Consider the following 26079-nt stretch of genomic DNA (forward strand, 5'->3'; position numbering starts at 1 on the left):
CCCTAGCTTATAAAAACGGGCCGTGTTTATCCAAACACGGCCCGCGGAAAATCAATATTGTTTTTCTTTAGTCTTCGAGTAACTTCTGCAATAACACGCCGTTGAGCATGGCACGCTTGATCATCGCGAAAGCACCCATTGTCGGATGTTTATCGATCTCAGATGCTACAATAGGCAAGCCGCTATGGAAAGTCGTTAGCGATTGATTCTCTACATTGCGCTTAATTGCGGGGAAAACAATGTCTTGAGCTTTAGTAATATCACCAGCAATGATCACTTTTTGTGGGTTAAATAAGTTGATCGTCATGGCAATCGCTTTGCCTAATTGGTTACCAACGCGAACCAAGCTCTGTTTTGCCAGTTCATCACCATTCATCGCGTGGTCACAAACATCTTGAATTGTGATGCGCTCAAGCTCAGTTAGAGAGGACTCGTAACCTTGCTTAATCAGCTTTTGAACGCGCTCCACGATAGCTGGGTTTGCTGCAACGGTTTCTAAACAACCAAAGTTGCCACATTGACACTGCTCACCCAGTGGGTCGATTTGAATATGACCAATCTCACCAACGTTACGGTTATGCCCTAAGAACACTTGGCCGTTAACGATAATGCCCGCTCCCGTACCACGGTGAACACTGACTAGGATAGAGTCTTGACTGTCTTGGCTTGCACCGAAGTAGTGTTCAGCGAGCGCCATACCACGAACGTCGTTGCCTACGAAACAAGCAACGTGGAATGTGTCGCGAATAATGTCGCTAAGGGCTAGGTTATCTATATCGGTATTTGGCATGTACTCAACCACACCCGTTGTCGGGTTTACAAGGCCTGGTAGGGTAATACCGATCGCAATCAATTGGTCGATTTGATACTGCTGCTCAGCAACAAAAGACTTAAGGGTCGTCAACAAGCCTTCCATCAAATCGGATTGATCCGAGTAATTTAGGTCTTCTTGAACAAAAGCCAGTTCACGACCACCAAGGTCATGCAGGCTGAGTTGGATATAATCTCGGCCCAAACGAACAGCGATGGAGTGAAAAGGTTCCACCTCTGTCGTTAGGGAGATAGCGCGCCTACCGCCAGTAGACGCTTGCTGCGCGACCTCTTTGATAAGGCCACGTTCTAATAATTGGCGGGTAATTTTTGTAACACTTGCTGGTGCGAGTTGGCTTACGTCAGCCACTTGTATACGACTGATAGGACCTTGTTGGTCTATTAGTCTATATACCGCCGCACTGTTTAGTTGTTTAACTAAGTCTACGTTACCTATTTGTCCGCCATTCATACTTAATTGTGCTCGTATTGTCCGTTAACAACAGTCGCTTTTACATTGAAGTCTCTATCGAATACAGCCAGGTTTGCAACCATGCCTTTCTTGATTCGACCTAGCTTATCTTCCACACCCATCGCTGTTGCTGGGTACAGAGTCGCCATGCGCAGAGCTTCGTCTAAAGCGATTCCAGCGTGCTCAACTGTGTTCTGTATTGCTTCAATCATAGTCAAAGCTGAGCCGCCCAGTGTGCCGTTCTCATCAACACACTTACCATCTCGGTAATATACTTTCTTACCGACAAAAATAAAGTATTCCATGTCAGCACCTGCAGGAGCTGTGGCATCCGTCACTAATACAAGCTTTTCTCCCTTGATTTTATGTGCAATACGGATGTTTGCGTAATCAACGTGGAAGCCGTCAGCGATAATACCGGCGTAAACTTCTGGCGTATCGTAGATTGCGCCTACAACACCTGGCTCACGACCAACCATTGGTGTCATCGCGTTGAATAGGTGTGTTGCGAATGTGATACCAGATTCAAAGCCTTTACGCGCTTCAGCGTAAGTCGCATTGGTATGACCGATAGAAACTACAACACCAGCTTTGTGTAGGCGTTCAATATGCTCAGGGTCGTTTAATTCAGGGGCCAAAGTAACTTTAGCAACGAGATCGCGGTTTTCGCAGATTAGATCGATCATCTCGCTGTCTGATTTGCGAATGTGGTCGACGCTGTGAATACCTTTTTTCGCAACGTTAAGGTAAGGACCTTCTAGGTGTAAACCAAGAGATTGGTTTTGGTATTGGTTGTGGTATTCACGAGCAGCAGTGATGACTGCGCGCATATCTTCGTCTGAAGAGGTAATCAGTGTTGGCAGGAAACTAGTACAGCCAGACTTAAGGTTAGCTCGGTGCATAATCTGCATAGTCTCAGCAGTGATTTCATCGTTGAGCATCACACCACCACAACCGTTAAGTTGTAGGTCAATAAAGCCCGGGCTTAGGTTAGCACCGTCTAGGTCACGAACCTCAATACCGTCTGGCAGTTCAGCAACAGGGCAGACTTGCTTAATCAGTCCGTTTTCAACAACAACTGCGTGATCGGTGAGAACATCACTACCAGTGTAGATTTTACAGTTACTTAGCGCGTACATAGTCAGCTAATCCTTATTTCGTGAGATCTTTAAATTTTGTTCGTTACCTAAATGTCGACTTAGTTTGCAAACATCATTTACGTAACGATTTAACTTTTTTAAATCGGCAAACTTCAAAGTGAAGTTCGAATTAAGCCATTGAAAATACAGTAAACAAATACGTTGTAGCCTTTCATTAGGCGGCCTGGTTATTGATTATTAGTGAGGCAAAGAAAGCGGGTGCTACCTATGCATTGGCCTAATGTTTAGTGTCGAATTTTATCTGTAAATCTTCATTTTTTTGAATGATAAAATAAGTTTTATGATCTCGCTAGCAAAAACCTTGGGATTTGGCAAAAACTGGTGATTAGGATCACAAATGGTAAGGTTTTAATTTGCGGAGCAAAATTAATTGAATACACTGATTAGGACTAAATTGAGCGACTAAAATAAGTTTCTCAAACGAATTCTAAAAATCCTATAGGGGGAAACAACAGGTGAATATTCTAGGATATGCACAGAAGCTGGGTAAAGCGTTAATGCTTCCTATCGCAACGCTTCCGATTGCGGCGCTTCTACTACGTTTAGGTCAAGGCGATCTACTTGATATTCCATTCATGGCGCAAGCTGGTGGTGCTATCTTCGGTAACCTACCGCTGCTATTTGGTCTAGGTATCGCAATTGGTCTTTCTAAAGATGGTAACGGTGCAGCAGGTCTTGCTGGTGCGGTTGCTTACTTCGTACTAACTGCGACAGCAACAACAATTAATGCTGACGTAAACATGTCTTTCTTCGGCGGTATCTTCGCAGGTATCATCGCAGGTCACTCATACAACGCTTTCCATGCAACACGCCTTCCTGAGTGGCTAGCATTCTTCGCAGGTAAACGTCTTGTGCCTATCATGGCCGGTCTATTTGCGTTAGTTGCTGGTGCAATCTCTGGTGTGGTATGGCCTGGTGTTCAATCTGGTCTAGATGCACTAGCTCACGCAGTATCAACGTCTGGCGCTATCGGTCAGTTCGTATACGGTACTCTTAACCGTGCACTTATCCCTGTAGGTCTACACCACGTATTGAACTCTTACTTCTGGTTCGGTATGGGTACTTGTCAAGAGATCGTAGTAGCTGGTTCTGCTGGCTTCGAAAGCTTCAAGCAACTTTGTGTTGACCCAGCTCTAGCGAAAACTCTAGTTGTTGGTCAAGAGTACACATTCAACTTCGCGAACTCTGTAAACCCAGAAATCACTGCAGTTGTTAAAGAAGTAACTGAAACAGTTAAGTCTGGTGACCTACACCGCTTCTTCGGCGGCGACAAAGGCGCTGGCGTATTCATGAACGGCTTCTTCCCAGTAATGATGTTTGGTCTACCAGGTGCAGCACTAGCAATGTACCTAGCAGCTCCAGCTGAAAAACGCGGTCAAGTTGGTGGCGCACTATTCTCAGTAGCATTCTGTTCATTCCTAACAGGTATCACAGAGCCACTAGAATTCATGTTCGTATTCCTAGCTCCTGCTCTATACGCAATGCACGCTGTATTTACTGGTCTATCTCTAGTAATCGCTAACATGTTCGGTACGCTTCACGGCTTCGGTTTCTCTGCTGGCCTAATCGACTTCGTATTGAACTTCGGTCTAGCGACTAAGCCAATGACGCTACTATTCATCGGTCTAGGCTTCGGTGCTCTATACTTCTTCACATTCAGCTTCGCAATCCGCGCTTTCAACCTGAAGTCGCCAGGTCGTGAAGATGACGAAGAAGGTGCTGCAGCAACTGACGGTGAAGCGCCAAAAGGTGACCTAGCTCGTCAATACCTGAAAGCTCTAGGTGGTCACGAGAACCTAACTTCAATCGACGCTTGTATCACTCGTCTACGTCTAACTCTTAAAGACCGCTCAGTAGCTGACGAAGCTGTTCTTAAGAAACTAGGTGCTAAAGGTGTGGTTAAACTAGGTGAAAACAACCTACAGGTTATCCTAGGCCCACTAGCTGAAATCGTTGCTGGCGAAATGAAAGCAATCGGTGCAGGTGAAGACCTATCAGACGTTAAACTTCCTTAGTCGCTTTCGCGTAGAGCAAATCACTCACGCAACAGCCCAAAGAACTAAGTAAATCGAAATTGAAGCCTCCCTTATGGGAGGCTTTTTCGTATCTGGCTTTGACGCTTGAATCATTCAGCGTTCTATTCTTCATCGAATAGCAGAAATATTCGCAATAAACTGATGGTTCTTATTGTGTAAAGCCTAAGAATTGTGGATGATTAGCAACAATGATCTTTCTATCCTAGGCTTGAGTTAAAAGCGCTGTTTCTAGAACAGAAAGAAGAATTTTTCTCTGACAATACTAAATACATAGAGGTGCTATAGATGAGTGAAGCTGAGGCTCGTCCATCGAATTTCATTCGCCAAATTATTGATAAAGATTTAGCGGATGGTACACACACTAGCGTGCATACTCGTTTCCCGCCGGAGCCGAATGGTTACCTGCACATTGGTCACGCTAAATCTATCTGCTTGAACTTTGGTATTGCTCAGGACTACCAGGGACAATGTAATCTTCGTTTCGATGATACAAACCCTGAAAAAGAAGACGTTGAATACGTTGAGTCAATTAAGAATGATGTAAGCTGGTTAGGCTTCGAGTGGTCTGGTGACATCTGTTACTCATCAAACTACTTCGATACGCTTTACGCTTACGCTGTCGAATTAATTAATAAAGGCTTAGCGTACGTTGACGAGCTAAGTCCTGAGCAGATCCGTGAATACCGTGGCACGCTAAAAGAGCCTGGTAAAGCGAGCCCATACCGCGATCGCAGCCCTGAAGAGAACCTAGCGCTATTTGAAAAGATGCGTGATGGTGGCTTTGAAGAAGGTAAAGCGTGTCTGCGTGCTAAGATCGACATGAGCTCGTCGTTCATGGTAATGCGCGATCCAGTTATTTACCGTGTGCGTTTTGCTCACCACCACCAAACTGGTGACAAGTGGTGCATTTACCCAATGTACGATTTCACGCACTGTATTTCTGATGCACTAGAGGGCATTACGCACTCTATCTGTACTCTAGAATTCCAAGACAACCGTCGTCTATACGATTGGGTGCTAGATAACATTACGATTGATTGTCAGCCACGTCAGTATGAATTTAGCCGCCTAAACCTAGAGTACACGGTGATGTCTAAGCGTAAGCTGAACACACTTGTGACTGAAAACCTAGTTAATGGTTGGGACGACCCACGTATGCCAACAATCTCTGGTCTGCGTCGTCGTGGTTTCACGCCTGCGTCTATCCGTGAGTTCTGTAAGCGTATCGGTGTAACGAAGCAAGAGAACATGATTGAATTCGGTTCGCTTGAATCTTGTATCCGTGACGACCTTAACGAGAACGCACCACGTGCAATGGCTGTACTGGATCCAGTTAAGATCGTGATCGAAAACTACGATGCGGACAAAGTGGAAACACTAACGGTAGCAAATCACCCGAACAAACCTGAAATGGGCACTCGTGAAGTACCATTTACTCGTGAAGTTTGGATTGAGCGTGATGACTTCCGTGAAGAAGCAAACAAGAAGTACAAGCGTTTGGTTCTAGGTAAAGAAGTTCGCCTACGTGGTGCTTATGTGATTAAAGCTGAACGTATCGAGAAAGATGCTGAAGGTAACATCACAACGATCTTCTGTTCTTACGACGATGAAACGCTAGGTAAGAACCCAGCTGATGGTCGCAAAGTAAAAGGTGTTATTCACTGGGTATCTGCTGACAAAGCACTACCAGCAGAGATTCGTCTGTACGATCGTCTATTTACAGTAGCTAACCCAGCGGCTGCGGATGACTTTGCTGCAACAATCAACCCAGACTCTTTGGTTAAACTGAACGGCTTCGTTGAGCCTAGCTTAGCAGAAGCAGCCCCAGAGCAAGGCTTCCAGTTTGAGCGTACAGGTTACTTCTGTGTTGACTCAAAAGACTCGAAAGCAGACGCGCTAGTGTTCAACCGTACGGTTGGTCTACGTGATACTTGGGGTAAAACAGAAGCTTAATTGCATCTTCTGTTAGACATATTAAAAGCCGGCATAATTGCCGGCTTTTTTACGTCTAGATGATAGAGGCCAAAGGGGGTAGCCGAGATTATTGACTTAAGGAGTCATATCCTCAGGCCGACTGTTACTGATCTCACCCGTACGCGAGTTATACCAAAAGACGTATTCGGCTCTATCTGGGTTACGGTGGTGGCCGATAGCCGTATAAATGTAATAGCAAACGGCTTTAGCATTTTGAATAAATTGACCTTCTTTGGTGAAGAAATCGAGGTTTTGTCGTCTCGATACAAAGTCAAAGCCTTCGAAATTATCCCTATCTGTCGTAACGGTTAGTTCAGTGTTCATAATCGCATTCCAGATATCAACACAGCCTTGATGGCCTTGGCCAATATTATACGGTGCGCCCATAGGATTGTTTTTGGTTGTGCCTAATGGATAACCTTCGTCGTTGATATCGAGCTGAGGATTACCGTTTTCGTCTTCACCAAACCCGGGTAGATCATTCATCTCTGAGCTGCCACCACCATTGACCAACCATTTACTATGAGCATAGGTAACGGCAGTTTGGAACTGTGACTCTGCAGCTTGAAATTGAGCAATTCGACTGTCGTTTTGTATACCAAGGAATCGCGGTAGGGCAACTACCGCAATGATGCCAATGATTGCTATAGCAACAATCATTTCAATCAGTGTGAAGCCGTTTTGAGATGATGAAGTCGAGATATTATTCATAGCGGACAAATAAAAAACGCTGACCGAGGCCAGCGCTTTTTCTATTTCTTCGGTTTATGTGCGTCTGGGTTGCCTTTGCAATCACCCGTCATGCTCTTACCGTAAAGGTACAAACTGTGGTTTGTTAGCTGAACGTTGTAACGCTTAGCGATCTCTTTTTGTCTCTCTTCGATGATGTCGTCTGAGAATTCAATCACTTCACCACAGTCTAAACATACAAGGTGATCGTGGTGATGCTGCGTTGATAGTTCGAATACAGACTTACCGCCTTCGAAGTGGTGGCGAGTTACAATGCCAGCGTCATCGAATTGGTTAAGAACTCGATAAACGGTCGCAAGGCCAATCTCTTCACCGAGGTCGATTAGCTTTTTATACAAGTCTTCAGCACTAATGTGTTGGCAGTCTGGCTGTTGTAATACTTCTAGAATTTTGAGCCTTGGGAGGGTCACTTTAAGACCAGCATCTTTTAGCGCTTGATTGTTGTCTGACATATACTTTCCTGTTGATGATCTGCAGCAATTAACAGAATTCAATATTCCCATTATTATAGGATACTCGACCACAACAATAAACCACGAACTTCAAAGGGTTACTCACTTACATCACAATCTGTTTTGTAAAATCTAAATATCTCTCTTATATTGGAGGTACGACCAGTTATTATGGTGGTGAATAAAAAACAGAACATGGAAGATCGTAATGAATAAGCAACTCGCTAGAATCTACAAACCCAATATCGTTAAGTTTGCGCTCAACATCTGGCCGCCTTTTTGGGGCGCAGGAATCAAAATTGCCCACATTAGCCCTGATTTCCGAGTTGTAAAAACCGTATTGAAGCTACGTTGGTGGAACAAAAATGCCAATCGCACTCAGTATGGAGGGAGCATTTTTTCTCTTACTGATCCAGTTTACTCATTGATGTTAATGGGAATTCTTGGTGAGCGTTATTATGTTTGGGATAAAGAAGCGAGCATTAACTTTATCAAGCCAGGTCAGTCGGATCTGTATGCCGAGTTTGAAATTAGTCAAAATCAGTTGGATGACATTTATCGTCAGACTCAACTGGGTGAAAAGTGTTTCCCAGAGTTCATTATTTATGTAAAAGATAAAAAAGGGCAGGTGGTGTCTGAAATCCAACGTACGCTCTACGTAAGGAAGAAACCACAATTTAGGGAAGACGATGAACCTGTTGAGGCCTAACTAATCGTATTCTGTAAAAAGTAGAAACAAAAAAACCTCCGCTTGGGAGGTTTTTTAATATGTTCAGTTAGCTTAAAGACGGATTAGTCTTCTAGCTCTGCTAGACACATCTCTTCGTGGATTTGCTTAACCCAGCTTGAAACGCGCTCATCAGTTAGCTCTGGTTGACGATCTTCATCGATACATAGACCAACGAATTGGCTATCGTCGCCTTCAACAAGTGCTTTAGATGCTTCGAACTCGTAACCTTCAGTTGAAGTGTAACCTAGAATAGTACCGCCTTTCGCTTCAACGATATCACGGATAGTACCCATAGCATCACAGAAGTACTCAGCGTAGTCTTCTTGGTCACCACAACCAAAGATAGCAACTAGCTTAGTTGAGAAGTCGATAGCTTCTAGCTCTGGGAAAAAGTCATCCCAATCACATTGTGCTTCACCGTAGTACCAAGTTGGGATACCTAGAAGAAGCAGGTCGAAGTTATCGATGTCTTCTTTGCTGCTTTTTGCAATGTCTTGAACGTGAACGAGCTGCTTGCTCAATTGCTTTTGAATCATCTTTGCAACAGCTTCAGTGTTACCTGTATCGCTACCGAAGAAGAGACCTACACTTGCCATAGAATCATTACCTTTCATTTTGTCTGTTGTCGGTGTAATAAAGTTTGGACCAGAATCAACCGATTCCTGAACCTTCCCAGCTCACTTGAATAATTCCCTTGGCGATAAAACCTGCGCAGCCAAGGAACAACACTAACCATACGATGCGACGACCAAATGCCGGAACATTACCCTGTTTCAGAACGTCTTTGATTGCCATACCGATTAGAAAGAAAATCGATGCAAATAGAAGATCTAAACCAATAGATTCAATGATGTTCATGTAGTCGTAAAGCATGGGAACCTTATATACCAATTTTGCTTGGGCGCACTATATCACTGTTGTGGGATAAAGTTAATCAACAGAAATCGCTGACTTCTCATTTATCTATTGATATAGAGATTGTTCTTTCAAAAAGCCGAGACTATTAGCTCAAAAACTTGCGAATAGCTCTGAGGACTTCTTTTGGTTTCTCGGCATGCAGCCAGTGACCAGTATTGGCAATGACGTGCGCTTTTACGTTAGAAAACTGCTGCTGAACCATAGGTTGATGTTCTGGCATCAAGTAGTCAGAGTCGCCACCTTTAATCAGTAGAGTTTTGACGCTGGTTTTCTCAATTGGTTCCCAACCAATAATGTTGGCGTAATTGGCCTCTAGCGATGCAACATTAAATCGCCAAACCATTATCCCATGTTCGTTTTTGTACAATGACTTAGTCAAAAACTGTCGTACGCCGTCAATTTCGATATGACGAGCCAATACCTCGAGCGCTTCTGAACGAGAAGTTGGTTGCTCTTTAATAACAGCATTCAAACCTGCAAGAACATTGTCATGGCGGTTCTGCGTATAAGCGACAGGTGCCATGTCGAGTACAATGAGTTTATCGATATCTGTTAATTCAGTCAGTGCCATCGCAACCTTGCCACCCATTGAGTGACCTATAACGATAGGATTAGAGATGTTGAGTGACGCCAAAAGCTGCGCAACATCCTCGGCCATTGAACGGTAATCGTGGGTGCCGCTGTGCGGGGATACACCATGATTACGTAGATCAATACTGAGTACCTGATGATCGGTTCTAAGATCGCGAGCAAGTAGGCCTAAATTATCCAGATTACCGAACAATCCATGGATCAAAACGATGGTGTGACCCTCACCTTCCAATTTATAGTTGAGCTGTACTGACATTTTTATCTTATTCATGGTGGGTTTGACGTAGAGTATCCGCGCGGATCTCGCTATAATCCCTCAGAGTTTAAACATTGAGATTGTGAAAAGCGAATGAAAACAATTGAGGTTGATGAGGACCTATACCGTTATATCGCGGGTCAGACAGAACGTATCGGCGAAAGTGCTTCAGATATTCTGCGCCGCTTATTGCAGGTGGATAACCAAGGCTTGGCTCCGGCTGAAGAGATCGTGGAGCCGAAAGGTATCGTTGTGAGTAAGGAAGTAGGCTTTACTCCAGAGAAGCTGGATGGCGTAAAAGAGATGCGCTCACTGCTTATTTCAGATGAATTTGCCTCTTTAAAGAAAGCCATTGATCGTTTCATGCTGGTGCTATCAACACTGCATAAAATTGACCCAGCGAGCTTTTCAGAAGCGACTCAAGTAAAAGGTCGCAAACGTGTTTACTTCGCAGACAATGAAGCGACACTATTGGCTAACGGTAACACCACTAAGCCAAAAGCGATTCCGCAGAGCCCGTTTTGGGTAATCACCAACAACAACACCAGTCGTAAGAGACAGATGGTTGAACAGTTGATGAGTCGCATGAATTTCCAAGCTGAACTAATAGAAAAAGTAACAGGTTCAATCTAAGGAAATCTGATTTAAACCTCATAATATCCATGTTAAAGAAGATATTATGAGGTTTTTTTGTTTTTTAATTTTGTATATAAGGATGTCAAAATGGCTATGCACCCTCGTGCCGGGCAGAAAGCTCAGCAGGAAGATCTTCATAATATCCCGGCTTTAGTTGCGAACTATTTCTTACAGCAACCGGATGCTTCTAACCCAGACCATAAAGTACAGTTTGGTACTTCTGGTCACCGTGGTACAGCAGACAAATCAACATTTAATGAAAACCACATTCTTGCTATTGCTCAAGCAGTAGCAGAAGTGCGTGCAGAGCAGGGCACGACAGGTCCTCTGTTTGTAGGTAAAGATACACACGCGCTCTCTGAGCCAGCATTCTCTAGTGTTGTTGAAGTACTGGTTGCCAATGGCGTTCAAGTAATCACTCAACAAGACAATGGCTACACACCAACACCGGGTGTTTCTCATGCGATTCTAACGTACAACCTTAAGCACGAAGATAAGGCTGACGGCATCGTTATTACGCCATCTCACAACCCACCACAAGATGGCGGTATCAAGTACAACCCAGTACATGGCGGTCCTGCGGAAGCTGAGCTGACTCAAGCTATCGAAGATCGTGCAAACGTTCTGATCGCAGAAGGTCTACAGGGTGTGAAACGCATGTCTCTTGTAGAAGCGAAAGCATCTGAACTGTTTGTAGAGATGGATCTTGTTAAGCCATACATCGATGATCTAGTTAATGTAATCGATATGGAAGCAATCCAAAAAGCGAACCTAAAAATTGGTGTTGATCCACTAGGTGGTAGCGGCATCGACTACTGGCGTCAAATTGGTAAGGCATACAACCTTGACTTAACTTTAGTAAGTGAAGCTATCGACCCATCGTTCCAGTTTATGTCTTTAGATAAAGATGGCGTGGTTCGTATGGACTGTTCTTCTCCTTACGCAATGGCAGGTTTGTTAGCGCTTAAAGATGAGTACGACCTAGCATTTGGTAATGACCCTGATTACGACCGCCACGGTATCGTAACGCCAAAAGGCCTAATGAACCCGAACCACTTTCTAGCGGTATGTATCGACTACCTATACCGTCATCGTGAAGGTTGGGGCAAAGATGTTGCTGTTGGTAAGACACTGGTATCAAGTGCATTGATTGACCGCGTAGTTGCAGACCTTGGTCGTGAACTTTGTGAAGTTCCAGTAGGCTTTAAGTGGTTTGTGGATGGTCTATACAACGGTACGTTCGGCTTTGGTGGTGAAGAGTCTGCGGGTGCATCATTCCTACGTAAAGACGGTACACCATGGTCAACAGACAAAGATGGCATCATTTTGTGTCTTCTTGCTGCTGAAATTACCGCGGTAACGGGTAAGAACCCACAAGACTACTACGAAGAGCTAGCGGCAAAACACGGTGAGTCTAAGTACAACCGTATTCAAGCCGTTGCTAACGGTCCTCAAAAAGACGTACTTAAAAAGCTATCGCCAGAGATGGTTGCAGCAGAAACATTAGCGGGTGATGCAATCACTGCTCGTCTAACGCACGCCCCTGGTAATGGTGCAGCAATCGGTGGTCTTAAAGTGACAACTGAAAACGGTTGGTTTGCAGCTCGTCCGTCAGGCACTGAAGATATCTACAAGATCTACTGCGAAAGCTTTAAAGGCGAAGAGCACCTGAAGCAAATCGAAGCAGAAGCTCAAGAGATCGTTAACCAAGTGTTTGCTGCGGCAGGCCTATAATCGATTTTAGCTAGATAATAAGAAGGGTTGATGTGAAAGCATCAACCCTTTTTTGTGCCACTTTGAAAGTGGTCTTATCCATGTGGCCAGCGCTCTGGCATCACGAACCAGAATTGCCCAGACTTTGTTTGGCCATGTACGAAGCGATCACCAAACTCTGTAATGGGTGATTGCTTGAAATTCTCACTACCTGACGCCCATTGGTTTTTGGTAAGTGGGTACAGCGCTTCCTCAATTAAGTGGGCTTGATTTTGATAACACCAGTAGCCGTTTACTTTTGTGGGGTTAATTTCATAACCTAAACAATGAGTTGGAACTTTTTGTTCAAGAAACGGGTTAGTATACAAGCGGCCTTGCATTAACAGATGTTGCGATTGAATATCGAGGTCAGGGTATTGAGCGCGAAATGCTTCAGAACAAGACATTTGCAGCTGGTGGCTAAGCATTCGATCAAACTTCTTGTCGAGTTGGTCATGCGCATTAGGACCATACCAAGTATCTTCATGAAGCAGATAGAACTTAATTGCCACTTCCCAATGCTCCAATTGAGCGTTGCGCTTATCTTCTAGAATAAAGTCTATGGCACCCAATGTTCGACCATCTACATTGATTTGGATTTCATCATGAGCAATGGCGTAATGAGGTGAGTTTTCGAACAGAGTTTGGCACAAATGCTGATAAACAAATCCTAATCTTGGATTGCCTTGATATTGATGGTCATTTGGAAGTGATTGTGACGATGCAAATTGTGTTAAATCACTAACGGGTTGCTTGCACTCTAACAGTGGCGGTGAATCCATGATCCATTGAAAAAATCGTTGTAATGACGCCATCTATTCCTCACTGATTGGCTAAGGTCGTCCGACCCAAGTATGCTTTCGACATTCTACCCGTAAATTGATATAACCACGTTATCAAAAATGTAAGCTGGAACAAGCAATGAATAACCTACAATTAGAAAAAATTCTTAACGAGAAGCTGCAACCTCAACAGATTAAAGATTACAGCCCGAATGGTCTGCAAGTTGAAGGTACGTCTGAAGTAAAACGCGTTGTTACAGGTGTTACTGCATCACAAGCTTTAATTGACAAGGCGGTTGAGCTAAACGCAGATGCACTGCTTGTTCATCATGGTTATTTCTGGAAAGGTGAGCCTGAGCCGATTCGTGGTATGAAGGGTAAACGCATCCGCACTTTGATTAAGAATGACATCAACCTTATGGGCTACCACTTACCTCTGGATATTCATCCGGAATTAGGTAACAACGCTGAGCTGGCTCGACTGCTTGATATTGAGGTAGAAGGTGGTTTAGAAGGGCACCCACAATCAGTCGCTATGTTTGGTAAGCTGCGCAAACCAATGACAGGTACTGAGTTTGCGGAGAAGATCAATCAAGTTTTGAATCGTGAGCCACTGCATATTGCTCCGGAAAACGCCGATAAAATGATTGAAACAGTCGGTTGGTGTACAGGTGGCGGCCAAGACTACATTGAGCTTGCTGCAGCGAACGGCTTAGATGCATTTATTTCGGGTGAGATCTCAGAACGCACAACGTACTCTGCGCGTGAGCAAGACATTCATTACTTCGCAGCAGGGCATCATGCAACAGAGCGCTACGGCATTAAAGCGCTAGGTGAGTGGCTAGCAAAAGAGCATGGCTTGGATGTTGAGTTTATCGATATCGATAATCCAGTTTAAGACCAGATGCTAGATGAGGGATACGAGTAGAGAGTATCCCTTAAACCTTTGAGGAACTTCGTAAGGTTCGCTATACGCTTCATGAGATCCCCAACTCGTTCTTGGGGATGACGAGCAACTATAAGTTTGTATCCGCCGATGTGATGCGCCACTCAGAACGCTAAAGGGTTATATCTGAATCTGTCATTTCCTAGACTGACGAAGGAAGGAGTAGGGAATCTCCTTGACAGGCCGTTACGGATATTCAAAATATCTCGTATCTCGTATCTCGTATCTCGTATCTCGTATCTCGTATCTCGTATCTCGTATCTCGTATCTCGTATCTCGTATCTCGTATCTCGTATCTCGTATCTCGTATCTCGTATCTCGTATAAAAGAAAAGGGTTGATGCTTTCGCATCAACCCTTTTTAACAATCATACTTCAAAAGCGATTATTCACGTTCGTGAAGTGCTTTAAAGTCACGCTGCTCTTGACCAGTGTACAGTTGACGTGGACGACCGATACGGTTCGTTGGGTCGCTGTGCATCTCGTTCCAGTGTGCAATCCAACCGATAGTACGAGACATCGCAAAGATTACTGTGAACATTGAAACAGGGATACCGATCGCTTTCAGGATGATACCTGAATAGAAATCTACGTTCGGGTACAGTTTCTTAGATACAAAGTACTCATCAGAAAGTGCGATGCGCTCAAGTTCCATTGCAACGTCTAGCAGTGGATCTTTGATGTTTAGCTCTTTCAGTACTTCGTGACACGCTTCGCGCATTACTGTTGCACGTGGGTCGTAGTTTTTGTAAACGCGGTGACCGAAGCCCATTAGACGGAATGGGTCATCTTTGTCCTTCGCTTTTGCAACATACTCTTCGATGTTATCTACGCTGCCAATTTCTTCAAGCATACGTAGACATGCTTCGTTTGCACCGCCGTGAGCTGGACCCCAAAGAGATGCGATACCTGCCGCGATACACGCGAACGGGTTAGCACCTGAAGAACCAGATAGACGTACAGTTGAAGTAGAAGCATTTTGCTCATGGTCTGCGTGCAGAGTGAAGATCTTATCCATTGCGCGAGCAACGATAGGGTTTACTTCGTACTCTTCACATGGGTTAGCGAACATCATGTGAAGGAAGTTTTCTGCGTAGCTTAGGTCGTTACGAGGGTAGATGAACGGTTGACCGATCGAGTACTTGTAACACATTGCCGCCAACGTTGGCATTTTCGAGATCAGGCGGTAAGCCGCGATCTCACGGTGCGTGTCGTTATTGATATCAAGTGAGTCATGATAAAACGCAGCAAGAGCACCAACCACGCCACACATAACGGCCATTGGGTGTGCATCACGACGGAAGCCGTGGAAGAAGCTTGCGATTTGTTCATGAACCATGGTGTGACGAGTAACGGTAGTTTTGAATTTCTCGTATTCGTCGCGAGATGGGGCTTCACCATAGAGAAGGATGTAACATACTTCCAAGTAATCAGCGTTATTGGCTAGTTGGTCAATTGGGTAACCACGGTGCAAAAGGATACCTTTGCCGCCGTCAATAAAAGTGATTTGAGACTCACAGGATGCAGTGGCAAGAAAACCAGGGTCAAAAGTGAAAAAACCATTAGAACCTAGTGTACGAACATCGATCACTGGCGTACCAAGTACACCTTCCGTAATCGGCAGCTCGATTGGCGCTTGACCTTCAATATGAAGGGTAGCTTTCTTATCCGCCATAACAATCTCCTTTGTTTATTATTTAATCCGTCCAGGATGTTTATGTGCCATTTTTTTACTGGTCTTACGTGGGAAAGTCAATTTTTCTGCAGCTTTGTGTGCACTTGTTAGTGTTTTTTACATTAAATTCGTTAAAAATCTGTGCTGTGTAGCATTATTTGTTACATCAATTGTATTAGAATGTTGCCGTCCGTATAGTGGCGCTGAAAAGTTTGGTTAAAACCTTATAAATGCAAGGCTAAGAAGAAATGTGAGGTGTCTTCGTTAACCTTGTTGTTAACAAATATTTTACAATTAACTCAGGCTCAACTTCAGTTATTTGTTAAGTTAATGTTAAATTTTACAGGTTTGCGACCAAATTTTGTCCATAACAATATCAAAGGTTATTTAATGACCGTAATGCTCAATGGAGCTGAGTGAGCAAGCCCGTGAAAGAAAGAAAGACAAGACCTGTTAATTTAGATTTGCAGACTATCCACTTTCCTATCACAGCAATAGCTTCCATCCTACACCGCGTGTCTGGGGTGATTACTTTTGTTGCGATCGGAATTTTACTTTATCTATTAAATATTTCCCTCTCTTCCCCAGAAGGCTTTGCGGAAGCAAGCGACATCGTCGATGGCTTTTTCGTTAAGTTTATTCTGTGGGGCATTTTAACCGCTTTGGCATACCACATTGCTGGTGGTATTCGTCACCTTCTTATGGACTTAGGTCACTTTGAAGAGCTGGAATCTGGCGCTAAGAGCGCTAAGGTTGCATTCGCAGCGACAGCGGTATTGTCTCTACTAGCGGGGATCTTAGTATGGTAAACAACGTTTCTACATTTGGTCGTAATGGCGTTCACGATTTTCTACTGATTCGTGCAACTGCAATCATTATGACGCTTTACACAATTTATTTGGTGAGCTTTTGTGCCTTCACCGATATCTCTTACGTATCATGGACTCAGTTCTTTGGTGGAACCTTCACTAAAGTCTTTACCATGTTAGCGCTTACATCGGTTCTTGTTCACGCTTGGATCGGTCTATGGCAAGTGCTAACCGACTACATCAAATGCGCGAAACTGCGTGTTGGTCTTCAAGTAGGTGTAGTTGCGGTTCTTCTAGGATATTTCTTCTCTGGTCTGTTTGTTTTGTGGGGTGCGTAAGTGACTATTCCTGTTCGTGAGTTTGATGCCGTAGTAATCGGCGCTGGTGGTGCTGGCATGCGTGCCGCACTACAAATTTCTGAGCAAGGCCTTTCATGTGCATTGCTTTCTAAAGTATTTCCAACTCGTTCTCACACCGTTTCTGCTCAAGGCGGTATCACGGTTGCGCTAGGTAATGCGCATGAGGATCACTGGGAACAACACATGTACGATACGGTTAAAGGTTCTGATTACATCGGTGACCAAGACGCTATCGAATACATGTGTAAAAATGGCCCAGAATCAGTTATCGAACTAGAGAAGATGGGTCTTCCATTCTCTCGTTTTGATAACGGCACCATTTACCAACGTCCTTTTGGTGGCCAATCGAAAAACTTTGGTGGTGAGCAAGCGGCTCGTACCGCTGCGGCAGCTGACCGTACTGGTCACGCTCTGCTACACACGCTTTACCAACAAAACATCAAACACAAAACAACCGTATTCTCTGAGTGGTATGCGCTTGATCTTGTGAAGAACGAAGACGGTGCCATCCTTGGTACAACAGCACTTTGCATGGAAACAGGCGAAGTATGCTACTTCAAAGCAAAAGCAACTATTCTAGCAACTGGTGGTGCTGGTCGTATTTACGCTTCAACGACAAATGCTCACATCAATACTGGTGACGGTGTTGGTATGGCGATCCGTGCTGGTGTTCCAATGCAAGATATCGAAATGTGGCAGTTCCACCCAACGGGTATCGCTGGCGCAGGTGTTCTTGTAACGGAAGGTTGTCGTGGTGAGGGTGGTTACCTTCTAAATAAAGACGGCGAACGTTTCATGGAACGCTACGCACCAAACGCGAAAGACTTAGCGGGTCGTGACGTTGTTGCTCGTTCAATGATGGTTGAAATCCGTGAAGGTCGTGGTTGTGACGGTCCTTGGGGCCCACACATCAAACTGAAACTGGACCACCTAGGTAAAGAGACGCTTGAATCTCGTCTACCTGGCGTTTGTGAACTGTCTCGTACATTCGCACACGTTGACCCAGTAAAAGAGCCAATTCCAGTAATCCCAACATGTCACTACATGATGGGTGGTGTTCCGACGCAAGTTTCTGGTCAAGCGATCAAGCAAGCTGAAGACGGTAGCGATGTTGAAGTACAAGGTCTATTTGCTTGTGGTGAGATTGCTTCTGTATCTGTACACGGTGCGAACCGTCTAGGTGGTAACTCGCTACTTGACTTGGTTGTATTCGGTCGTGCAACAGGTCTACACCTAGGTGAGACACTGAAGAAGCAAGCGGATGCGAAGCCAGCAACTGAAGAAGACATTGCACGTTCACTAGAGCGCTACAACCGTTGGGAAAACAGCACGGACGGTGAAGATCCAGCGCAGATCCGTAAAGATCTACAGCAATGTATGCAGAACAACTTCTCTGTATTCCGTGAAGGTAAAGCAATGGCTGAGGGCTTAGAAGAGCTTAAAGCGATTCGTGAGCGTCTGAAGAATGCACACCTTTCTGACAAGTCTACAGAATTCAATACGCAGCGTATTGAGTGTCTAGAGCTTGAAAACCTAATGGAAACAGCTTACGCGACTGCTGTAGCGGCTAACTACCGTACAGAGAGCCGTGGTGCACACGCTCGTTTTGACTTCCCTGATCGTGATGATGAGCAATGGCTATGCCACACGCTTTACAATCCTGATACTGAAGAGATGTCTAAGCGTAACGTAAACATGGAACCTATCCACCGTGAAGCGTTCCCACCAAAAGCACGTACGTACTAAGGAGATCTAACCATGAAACTGAATTTCTCTTTATACCGTTACAACCCAGATGTTGACCAAAAGCCTTACATGAAGGACTACGTCCTTGAAGTAGACGAAGGGTCAGACATGATGCTTTTGGACGCTCTTATCCTACTAAAAGAGCAAGATCCAACAATTTCATTCCGTCGTTCATGCCGTGAAGGTGTATGTGGTTCTGACGGTCTCAACATGAATGGTAAAAATGGACTGGCATGTATCACTCCATTGTCTGCGCTGTCTGGCCAAGACAAGATTGTGATTCGCCCACTACCGGGTCTACCGGTTGTGCGTGACCTTATCGTGGACATGACTCAGTTCTACAATAACTACGAAAAAGTGAAGCCATTCTTAGTGTCTGATGGCAATGTGCCACCGTCACGCGAAAACCTACAAACCCCTGATGAACGAGCACATTTGGATGGGTTGTATGAATGTATCATGTGTGCATGTTGTACAACGTCTTGTCCTTCTTTCTGGTGGAACCCAGACAAGTTCATCGGTCCTGCAGGCCTACTAGCTGCTTACCGTTGGTTAATTGATAGCCGAGATACAGCGACAGATGAACGTTTGTCTGATCTTGATGATGCATTTAGCGTTTTTCGTTGCCATGGCATCATGAATTGTGTAAGTGTTTGTCCTAAGGGATTAAATCCGACGAAAGCGATTGGTCACATCAAGACCATGCTTGTAAATCGCTCGGTTTAAGAAATAAAAAAATTGCCGCCCTAGCTGTTTTGGGCGGCCTTTTAATAGCTCGGCTATAAGACCGCAGCAAACGTGAAAACTACTGGTTAAGGGAAAATATGCACAACGGCGTGATGAAGGCATGGCTCGAGTCTTCACACTTGGCTGGCGCCAATGCAACATACGTAGAGGAACTCTACGAACTGTATCTAAGTGACCCCGACTTGGTAAGTGACGAATGGAGAAGCGTTTTTGAAGAGTTGCCTGTGCAAGCTTCAGAAGCGGTGGAACAACCACACTCTCGTGTTCGTGAATACTTCCGACGACTCGCTCAAGAAACAAAGCATTACAGTGTCCAAGTTAGTGATCCAGATGTCGATGCGAAACAAGTAAAGGTTCTGCAACTTATTAATGCTTACCGATTCCGTGGGCATCAAGCAGCAAACCTAGACCCACTAGGTTTATGGAAAAGAGATACAGTCGCTGAACTGGATCCTTCCTTCCACACTCTCACCGAAGAAGACCTCAACGAGACGTTTAACGTCGGCTCTTACGCGATTGGCCAAGAGACGATGGTTCTTAAAGATCTCTACAAATCTTTGAAGCAGACGTATTGTGGCTCTATCGGTGCAGAATACATGCACATGACTAACACAGAACAAAAACGTTGGATTCAACAACGTCTAGAGTCTGTTTCTGGTCAACCATCATTCAATAAAGAAGAGAAGCAAGCTTTCCTAGAAGAGCTAACTGCTGCTGAAGGTCTTGAGCGCTATCTTGGTGCTAAGTTCCCAGGCGCAAAGCGTTTCTCTCTAGAAGGTGGTGATGCTTTGATTCCAATGACGAAAGAGATCATTCGTCATGCTGGTGGTCAAGGTATGCGTGAAGTTGTTATTGGTATGGCTCACCGCGGTCGTTTGAACATGCTGGTGAACGTACTTGGTAAGAAACCACAAGACCTATTCGACGAGTTTGCTGGCAAACACGACGAAACATGGGGTACAGGTGATGTGAAATATCACCAAGGTTTCTCTGCTGACTTCGCAACTCCAGGTGGCGATGTTCACCTAGCGTTGGCATTTAACCCGTCTCACCTTGAGATTGTAAACCCAGTAGTTATTGGTTCAGTTCGTGCTCGTCAAGATCGTCTAGACGATAAAGATGGCAGCAGCGTACTACCTATTACTATTCACGGTGACTCTGCAATTGCAGGTCAAGGTGTAGTTCAAGAGACATTCAACATGTCTCAAGCACGTGGCTTCTGTGTTGGCGGTACCGTTCGTATCGTTGTTAACAACCAAGTTGGCTTCACAACGTCAAACCCACGTGACACGCGTTCTACTATGTACTGTACTGATATCGCTAAGATGGTACAGGCACCGATTTTCCACGTTAATGCAGATGACCCAGAAGCAGTAGCTTTCGTTGCTCGCTTGGCACTGGATTACCGTAATACGTTCAAGCGCGATGTTGTTATCGACCTTGTTTGTTACCGTCGTCACGGTCACAACGAAGCAGATGAGCCGAATGCAACTCAACCGCTGATGTACCAAAAAATCAAGAAGCATCCAACACCACGTAAGCTATACGCAGACATCCTAATGGAGCGCGGTGAGTTTGGTATCGACACAGCAACTCAGCTGGTCAACGAATACCGTGATGCTCTAGACCATGGTGAAGTTGTCGTTAAAGAGTGGCGCCCAATGGCCCTGCACTCTGTAGACTGGAGCCCATACATTGGTCACGATTGGAACATCGATTGGAACAGCCAAATTGATATCGAGCGTCTAAAAGAGCTTGGTACTAAGCTGTGCCAATACCCAGATAGCCACAAGCTACAAAGCCGAGTAAACAAACTGTACAACGATCGTACTGCCATGATTAATGGTGAGAAACAAGTCGATTGGGGTATGGCGGAGACGCTTGCGTATGCGACTCTGGTTGATGATGGTAAACGTATCCGTATTTCTGGCCAAGATTCAGGCCGTGGTACTTTCTTCCACCGTCACTCTGTTCTACATAACCAAACAGATGCGAGCACTTACGTTCCACTAGCGAACATTCACGATAAACAGGGTCCTTTCCAAGTATTTGACTCAGTACTATCTGAAGAAGCGGTTCTGGCATTTGAATACGGCTACGCAACAGCAGAGCCAAGCGGCTTAACCCTTTGGGAAGCACAGTTTGGTGATTTTGCGAATGGCGCTCAAGTGGTTATCGACCAATTCATCTCGTCTGGTGAGCAAAAATGGGCACGTCTATGTGGTCTTACAATGCTGCTTCCACACGGTTACGAAGGTCAAGGTCCAGAGCACTCTTCTGCACGTCTAGAGCGTTACCTACAGCTATGTGCTGAACAGAACATGCAGGTTGTTGTTCCATCAACACCAGCTCAGGTTTACCACATGATTCGTCGTCAGGTTGTACGTCCAATGCGTCGTCCTCTGATTGTTATGTCTCCTAAGTCATTGCTGCGTCACCCACTGTGTACGTCTTCACTTGAAGATCTTGCAGAGGGTACATTCCAGCCAGCAATCGCTGAGATTGATGCCATCAAGCCAGAGAACGTGAAACGCGTAGTGTTCTGTTCAGGTAAGGTTTACTTCGACCTATTAGAACAGCGCCGTAAGAACGAACAAGACGATGTTGCTATTGTGCGTATCGAGCAGCTGTACCCATTCCCTCTTGAGGAAGTTCAAGCTGCGATTGCACAGTACACAAATGTTGAAGATTACGTTTGGTGTCAAGAAGAGCCACAAAACCAAGGTGCTTGGTACAGCAGCCAACACAACTTCCGTGCTGCGATTCCAGCGGGTGCTGATCTTAAATATGCAGGTCGTCCTGCTTCAGCATCACCTGCGGTTGGCTACATGTCAGTACACTTGAAACAACAAAAAGCGTTAATTGAAGACGCTCTGACCCTACTTTCGAACTAGAAGTAAAAGGAAAACACAGATATGACAATTGAAATTCTGGTTCCAGATTTACCTGAATCGGTGGCTGACGCAACAGTCGCAACTTGGCACAAACAACCGGGTGAAGCGGTTGAACGCGATGAAGTCATCGTAGATATTGAAACTGACAAAGTGGTTCTAGAAGTACCAGCTCCAGAAGCTGGTGTTCTAGAGGCAATCATCGAAGAAGAAGGTGCAACAGTACTTTCTAAGCAACTTATCGCTAAGCTTAAGCCTGGCGCGGTTGCTGGTGAACCAACGACAGATACAACAGAAGATACTGAAGCATCTCCAGATAAGCGCCACAAAGCGACGCTTTCTGAAGAGAGCAACGATGCGCTAAGCCCAGCAGTTCGTCGTCTTCTAGCTGAACACAACCTGCAACCAGCTGACGTTAAAGGCACTGGCGTAGGTGGTCGTATCACTCGTGAAGACATCGATGCGCACCTAGCTGCAGGAGCTTCTGCACCTAAAGCAGAAGCTCCTGCAGCGGTAGAAGCGCCAGCAGCAGTTCGTAGCCAGAAGCGTGTACCAATGACGCGTCTACGTAAGACAGTCGCTAACCGTCTGCTTGAAGCGAAGAACAGCACTGCAATGCTAACGACGTTCAACGAAGTAAACATGAAGCCAATCATGGACCTTCGTAAGCAGTACAAAGATCAGTTCGAGAAGCGTCACGACACGCGTCTAGGTTTCATGTCTTTCTACGTGAAAGCGGTAACTGAAGCATTGAAGCGTTACCCAGAAGTAAACGCGTCTATCGACGGTGATGATATCGTTTACCACAACTACTTCGACATCAGCATGGCGGTATCTACGCCACGTGGTCTAGTAACTCCAGTACTTAAAGACTGTGATACTCTAGGTTTCGCTGACATCGAAAAAGGCATCAAAGAGCTAGCGATCAAAGGCCGTGACGGCAAGCTAACTGTTGATGAGCTAATGGGTGGTAACTTCACTATCACAAACGGCGGTGTATTTGGTTCACTGATGTCAACGCCAATCATCAACCCACCACAAGCGGCTATCCTGGGTATGCATAAGATCCAAGAGCGCCCAATGGCGGTTGACGGTAAAGTTGAAATCCTACCGATGATGTACCTAGCGCTATCTTACGACCACCGTCTAATCGATGGCCGTGAGTCAGTTGGCTTCCTAGTAACGATTAAAGAGCTACTAGAAGATCCAGCACGTCTCCTATTAGACGTTTAATATCGCTAAAACGTCTAGTTGTGCTCAACAGCTAGACGTTGATAGTTTCAAAGGCTAGGCTAGCTCGACGTCTGGCCTTCACTTGAGCCAACGATTACTTGTTAAATATTAACTGTTTATATGAGTAGTCTTGGCTGATTTGAGAAGACCCTACAGACGTAACACAGATAACTGTGTCGTTATGGAAATAATAATCCCTTAAGGGAAAATAAACGGAATATCAAAATGAATTTGCATGAATACCAAGCCAAACAGCTGTTTGCAGAATTCGGTTTGCCTGTACCAGAAGGTTTCGCATGTGATACAGCTCAAGAAGCTTTCGAAGCTGCGGGTCGTATCTCTACTGAAAAGAAAGTTGTTAAGTGTCAAGTACACGCAGGCGGTCGCGGTAAAGCGGGCGGTGTAGAACTACATGACACAAGAGAAGGCGTTAAAGAGTTTGCTCAAAAGTGGCTAGGTAAGAACCTAGTGACTTACCAAACAGATGCAAATGGTCAGCCTGTAACTAAAATCCTAGTTGAAGAAGCGTCTAACATCGCTAACGAACTTTACCTAGGCGCAGTTGTAGACCGTGCAACTCGTAAAATTGTATTCATGGCGTCTACTGAAGGCGGTGTGGACATTGAGAAAATCGCTGAAGAGACTCCTGAGTTGATTCACCAATCTGCGATTGATCCTCTAGTAGGTCCTCAAGCTTACCAAGGCCGTGAACTTGCGTTCAAACTTGGTCTAGTTGGCGACCAAATCAAACAGTTCGTTAAGATCTTCATGGGTCTTGGCCAAATGTTCTCTCAGTACGACCTAGCTCTACTAGAGATCAACCCACTTGTAATTACTGGCGAAGGCAACCTTCTTTGTCTAGACGGCAAGATCAACATCGACTCAAACGCGATGTACCGTCAACCTAAACTACGTGAAATGCACGATCCATCTCAAGAAGATGAGCGCGAAGCACACGCAGCACAGTGGGAACTAAACTACGTAGCACTAGACGGTAACGTTGGCTGTATGGTTAACGGTGCAGGTCTAGCAATGGGTACGATGGATATCGTTAACCTACACGGCGGCAAACCAGCAAACTTCCTTGATGTAGGCGGCGGCGCAACGAAAGAGCGTGTAGCTGAAGCATTCAAGATCATCCTTTCTGATGACAATGTTAGCGCAGTACTAGTAAACATCTTCGGTGGCATCGTACGTTGTGACATGATCGCTGAAGGTATTATCGGTGCGGTTAAAGAAGTAGGCGTAACAGTACCAGTTGTTGTTCGTCTAGAAGGTACAAACGCAGACCTAGGTCGTGAAGTACTTGCTAATTCTGATGTTGATATCATTGCAGCTGAATCTCTAACAGATGCTGCTCAGAAAGTTGTTGCTGCTGCGGAGGCGAAATAATGTCTGTACTAATTAACAAAGACACTAAAGTAATCTGTCAGGGTTTCACTGGCGGTCAAGGTACATTCCACTCAGAGCAAGCTATCGCATACGGTACGCAAATGGTTGGTGGTGTATCTCCAGGTAAAGGTGGTCAAACTCATCTTGGTCTTCCTGTGTTCAACACAGTACGTGAAGCAGTAGAAGTGACTGGTGCAACAGCAACAGTTATCTACGTACCAGCACCTTTCTGTAAAGATGCAATCCTTGAAGCGATCGACGCAGGTATCGAACTAATCGTAACGATCACTGAAGGTATCCCAACGACAGATATGATCGACGTTAAAGTGAAGCTAGAAGAAACTGGCGTTCGCATGATCGGTCCTAACTGTCCAGGTCTTATCACTCCAGACGAGTGTAAGATTGGTATCATGCCTGGTCACATCCACAAGAAAGGTAAAGTAGGTATCGTATCTCGTTCAGGTACTCTTACTTACGAAGCAGTTAAACAAACAACAGACGAAGGCTTCGGTCAGTCTACATGTGTTGGTATCGGTGGTGACCCAATCCCAGGTTCAAACTTCATCGACATCCTAAAACTGTTCCAAGAAGATCCTGAAACAGAAGCAATCGTAATGATTGGTGAGATCGGTGGTACAGCGGAAGAAGAAGCTGCAGCGTTCATCAAAGAGAACGTAACTAAGCCAGTTGTTTCTTACATCGCGGGTGTTACTGCTCCTCCAGGTAAACGTATGGGCCACGCTGGCGCAATCATCTCTGGCGGTAAAGGTACTGCTGAAGATAAATTCGCAGCACTTGAAGCAGCAGGCGTTAAGACAGTTAAGTCTCTTGCTGACATCGGTAAAGGTCTACGCGAGATTACTGGTTGGTAACCAGCACTTTACAGTGATAGATAATTAAAAGGCTTGGTCGATGACCAAGCCTTTTTTGTATGTTCTCGAAGATGCGAGATGTAAAACTAAT

At 45.0% G+C, this 26079-nt stretch carries 23 protein-coding genes; 14 read left to right on the plus strand and 9 right to left on the minus strand.

The window, feature by feature from the left end; genetic code table 11:
- Positions 1-67: 67 nt before the first annotated feature.
- Positions 68-1282 (minus strand): DNA-binding transcriptional regulator NagC, encoded by a 1215-nt coding sequence (nagC, locus tag AC6R05_RS03565; RefSeq protein WP_032551845.1) that lies wholly within the window; start codon positions 1280-1282, stop codon positions 68-70.
- A 2-nt stretch (positions 1283-1284) separates the two neighbouring features.
- A complete protein-coding gene (gene nagA / locus AC6R05_RS03570) occupies positions 1285-2421 on the minus strand; it encodes an N-acetylglucosamine-6-phosphate deacetylase (protein ID WP_500646602.1) in 1137 nt (378 codons plus the stop codon).
- 476 nt (positions 2422-2897) lie between these two features.
- Here nagA and nagE point away from each other — a divergent pair, with 476 nt between their 5' ends.
- Both nagE and glnS read left to right on the plus strand, forming a co-directional pair.
- Entirely contained in the window at positions 2898-4457 is a 1560-nt protein-coding gene (gene nagE / locus AC6R05_RS03575) for an N-acetylglucosamine-specific PTS transporter subunit IIBC (RefSeq protein ID WP_032551847.1), read from the plus strand.
- 306 nt (positions 4458-4763) lie between these two features.
- Entirely contained in the window at positions 4764-6431 is a 1668-nt protein-coding gene (gene glnS, locus AC6R05_RS03580; protein ID WP_150893795.1) for a glutamine--tRNA ligase, read from the plus strand.
- A gap of 96 nt (positions 6432-6527) precedes the next feature.
- On the opposite strand, the gene AC6R05_RS03585 is transcribed toward glnS, so the two are convergent.
- Positions 6528-7112: a hypothetical protein gene (locus AC6R05_RS03585; protein ID WP_500646645.1), complete on the minus strand. Its 585-nt coding sequence runs from the start codon at positions 7110-7112 to the stop codon at positions 6528-6530.
- A gap of 92 nt (positions 7113-7204) precedes the next feature.
- On the minus strand, positions 7205-7654 hold the full coding sequence (gene fcrX / locus AC6R05_RS03590; RefSeq protein ID WP_032551849.1) for a ferric iron uptake transcriptional regulator FcrX: 450 nt from the start codon (positions 7652-7654) through the stop codon (positions 7205-7207).
- A 208-nt stretch (positions 7655-7862) separates the two neighbouring features.
- Between fcrX and AC6R05_RS03595 the strand changes: the two genes are divergently transcribed.
- A complete protein-coding gene (locus AC6R05_RS03595; RefSeq protein WP_152469113.1) occupies positions 7863-8363 on the plus strand; it encodes a DUF4442 domain-containing protein in 501 nt (166 codons plus the stop codon).
- Between the two features lie 83 nt (positions 8364-8446).
- Here AC6R05_RS03595 and fldA read toward each other — a convergent pair whose 3' ends face one another.
- The 3 genes from fldA to AC6R05_RS03610 form a co-directional block, all read right to left on the minus strand.
- Positions 8447-8980, minus strand: coding sequence for a flavodoxin FldA (gene fldA / locus AC6R05_RS03600; RefSeq protein WP_150869066.1), 534 nt, complete (start codon positions 8978-8980; stop codon positions 8447-8449).
- Positions 8981-9035: 55 nt separating this feature from the next.
- Positions 9036-9257 carry a DUF2788 domain-containing protein gene (locus tag AC6R05_RS03605; protein WP_032551852.1) on the minus strand — a complete coding sequence of 74 codons (222 nt, stop codon included), beginning with the start codon at positions 9255-9257 and terminating at the stop codon, positions 9036-9038.
- Between the two features lie 130 nt (positions 9258-9387).
- Positions 9388-10149, minus strand: a complete 762-nt coding sequence (locus AC6R05_RS03610; protein ID WP_150895921.1) for an alpha/beta fold hydrolase — start codon at positions 10147-10149, stop codon at positions 9388-9390.
- A 93-nt stretch (positions 10150-10242) separates the two neighbouring features.
- On the opposite strand from AC6R05_RS03610, the gene seqA reads away from it, so the two are divergent.
- Both seqA and pgm read left to right on the plus strand, forming a co-directional pair.
- Positions 10243-10782, plus strand: coding sequence for a replication initiation negative regulator SeqA (seqA, locus tag AC6R05_RS03615; RefSeq protein ID WP_032551854.1), 540 nt, complete (start codon positions 10243-10245; stop codon positions 10780-10782).
- Between the two features lie 90 nt (positions 10783-10872).
- Positions 10873-12519, plus strand: a complete 1647-nt coding sequence (gene pgm, locus AC6R05_RS03620) for a phosphoglucomutase (alpha-D-glucose-1,6-bisphosphate-dependent) (protein WP_152469111.1) — start codon at positions 10873-10875, stop codon at positions 12517-12519.
- Positions 12520-12593: 74 nt separating this feature from the next.
- Here the strand turns inward: pgm and AC6R05_RS03625 are convergent, their stop codons facing one another.
- Positions 12594-13352, minus strand: a complete 759-nt coding sequence (locus AC6R05_RS03625) for a DUF1853 family protein (RefSeq protein WP_500646603.1) — start codon at positions 13350-13352, stop codon at positions 12594-12596.
- A gap of 106 nt (positions 13353-13458) precedes the next feature.
- Between AC6R05_RS03625 and AC6R05_RS03630 the strand changes: the two genes are divergently transcribed.
- Positions 13459-14217: a Nif3-like dinuclear metal center hexameric protein gene (locus AC6R05_RS03630; protein WP_500646604.1), complete on the plus strand. Its 759-nt coding sequence runs from the start codon at positions 13459-13461 to the stop codon at positions 14215-14217.
- Between the two features lie 432 nt (positions 14218-14649).
- On the opposite strand, the gene AC6R05_RS03635 is transcribed toward AC6R05_RS03630, so the two are convergent.
- On the minus strand, positions 14650-15939 hold the full coding sequence (locus AC6R05_RS03635) for a citrate synthase (protein WP_032551858.1): 1290 nt from the start codon (positions 15937-15939) through the stop codon (positions 14650-14652).
- A gap of 416 nt (positions 15940-16355) precedes the next feature.
- On the opposite strand from AC6R05_RS03635, the gene sdhC reads away from it, so the two are divergent.
- The 8 genes from sdhC (at position 16356) to sucD (ending at position 25988) form a co-directional block, all read left to right on the plus strand.
- A complete protein-coding gene (gene sdhC, locus AC6R05_RS03640; RefSeq protein WP_150893808.1) occupies positions 16356-16748 on the plus strand; it encodes a succinate dehydrogenase cytochrome b556 subunit in 393 nt (130 codons plus the stop codon).
- A complete protein-coding gene (gene sdhD / locus AC6R05_RS03645) occupies positions 16742-17086 on the plus strand; it encodes a succinate dehydrogenase, hydrophobic membrane anchor protein (protein WP_032551860.1) in 345 nt (114 codons plus the stop codon). The genes sdhC and sdhD overlap by 7 nt, the downstream gene beginning before the upstream one ends.
- Complete coding sequence (sdhA, locus tag AC6R05_RS03650; RefSeq protein WP_032551861.1) at positions 17087-18853, plus strand: succinate dehydrogenase flavoprotein subunit; 1767 nt, start codon at positions 17087-17089, stop codon at positions 18851-18853.
- Positions 18854-18865: 12 nt separating this feature from the next.
- Positions 18866-19579, plus strand: a complete 714-nt coding sequence (locus tag AC6R05_RS03655) for a succinate dehydrogenase iron-sulfur subunit (protein ID WP_150869062.1) — start codon at positions 18866-18868, stop codon at positions 19577-19579.
- A gap of 98 nt (positions 19580-19677) precedes the next feature.
- Complete coding sequence (gene sucA / locus AC6R05_RS03660) at positions 19678-22494, plus strand: 2-oxoglutarate dehydrogenase E1 component (protein ID WP_500646605.1); 2817 nt, start codon at positions 19678-19680, stop codon at positions 22492-22494.
- Positions 22495-22515: 21 nt separating this feature from the next.
- Positions 22516-23724 (plus strand): 2-oxoglutarate dehydrogenase complex dihydrolipoyllysine-residue succinyltransferase, encoded by a 1209-nt coding sequence (gene odhB, locus AC6R05_RS03665; protein ID WP_500646606.1) that lies wholly within the window; start codon positions 22516-22518, stop codon positions 23722-23724.
- A gap of 225 nt (positions 23725-23949) precedes the next feature.
- A complete protein-coding gene (gene sucC, locus AC6R05_RS03670; RefSeq protein WP_500646607.1) occupies positions 23950-25116 on the plus strand; it encodes an ADP-forming succinate--CoA ligase subunit beta in 1167 nt (388 codons plus the stop codon).
- Complete coding sequence (gene sucD / locus AC6R05_RS03675) at positions 25116-25988, plus strand: succinate--CoA ligase subunit alpha (protein ID WP_004737919.1); 873 nt, start codon at positions 25116-25118, stop codon at positions 25986-25988. The genes sucC and sucD overlap by 1 nt, the downstream gene beginning before the upstream one ends.
- The last annotated feature ends 91 nt before the right edge of the window (positions 25989-26079 follow it).

The sequence above is a fragment of the Vibrio sp. R11-SG3-ISO9 genome, assembly GCF_059834255.1.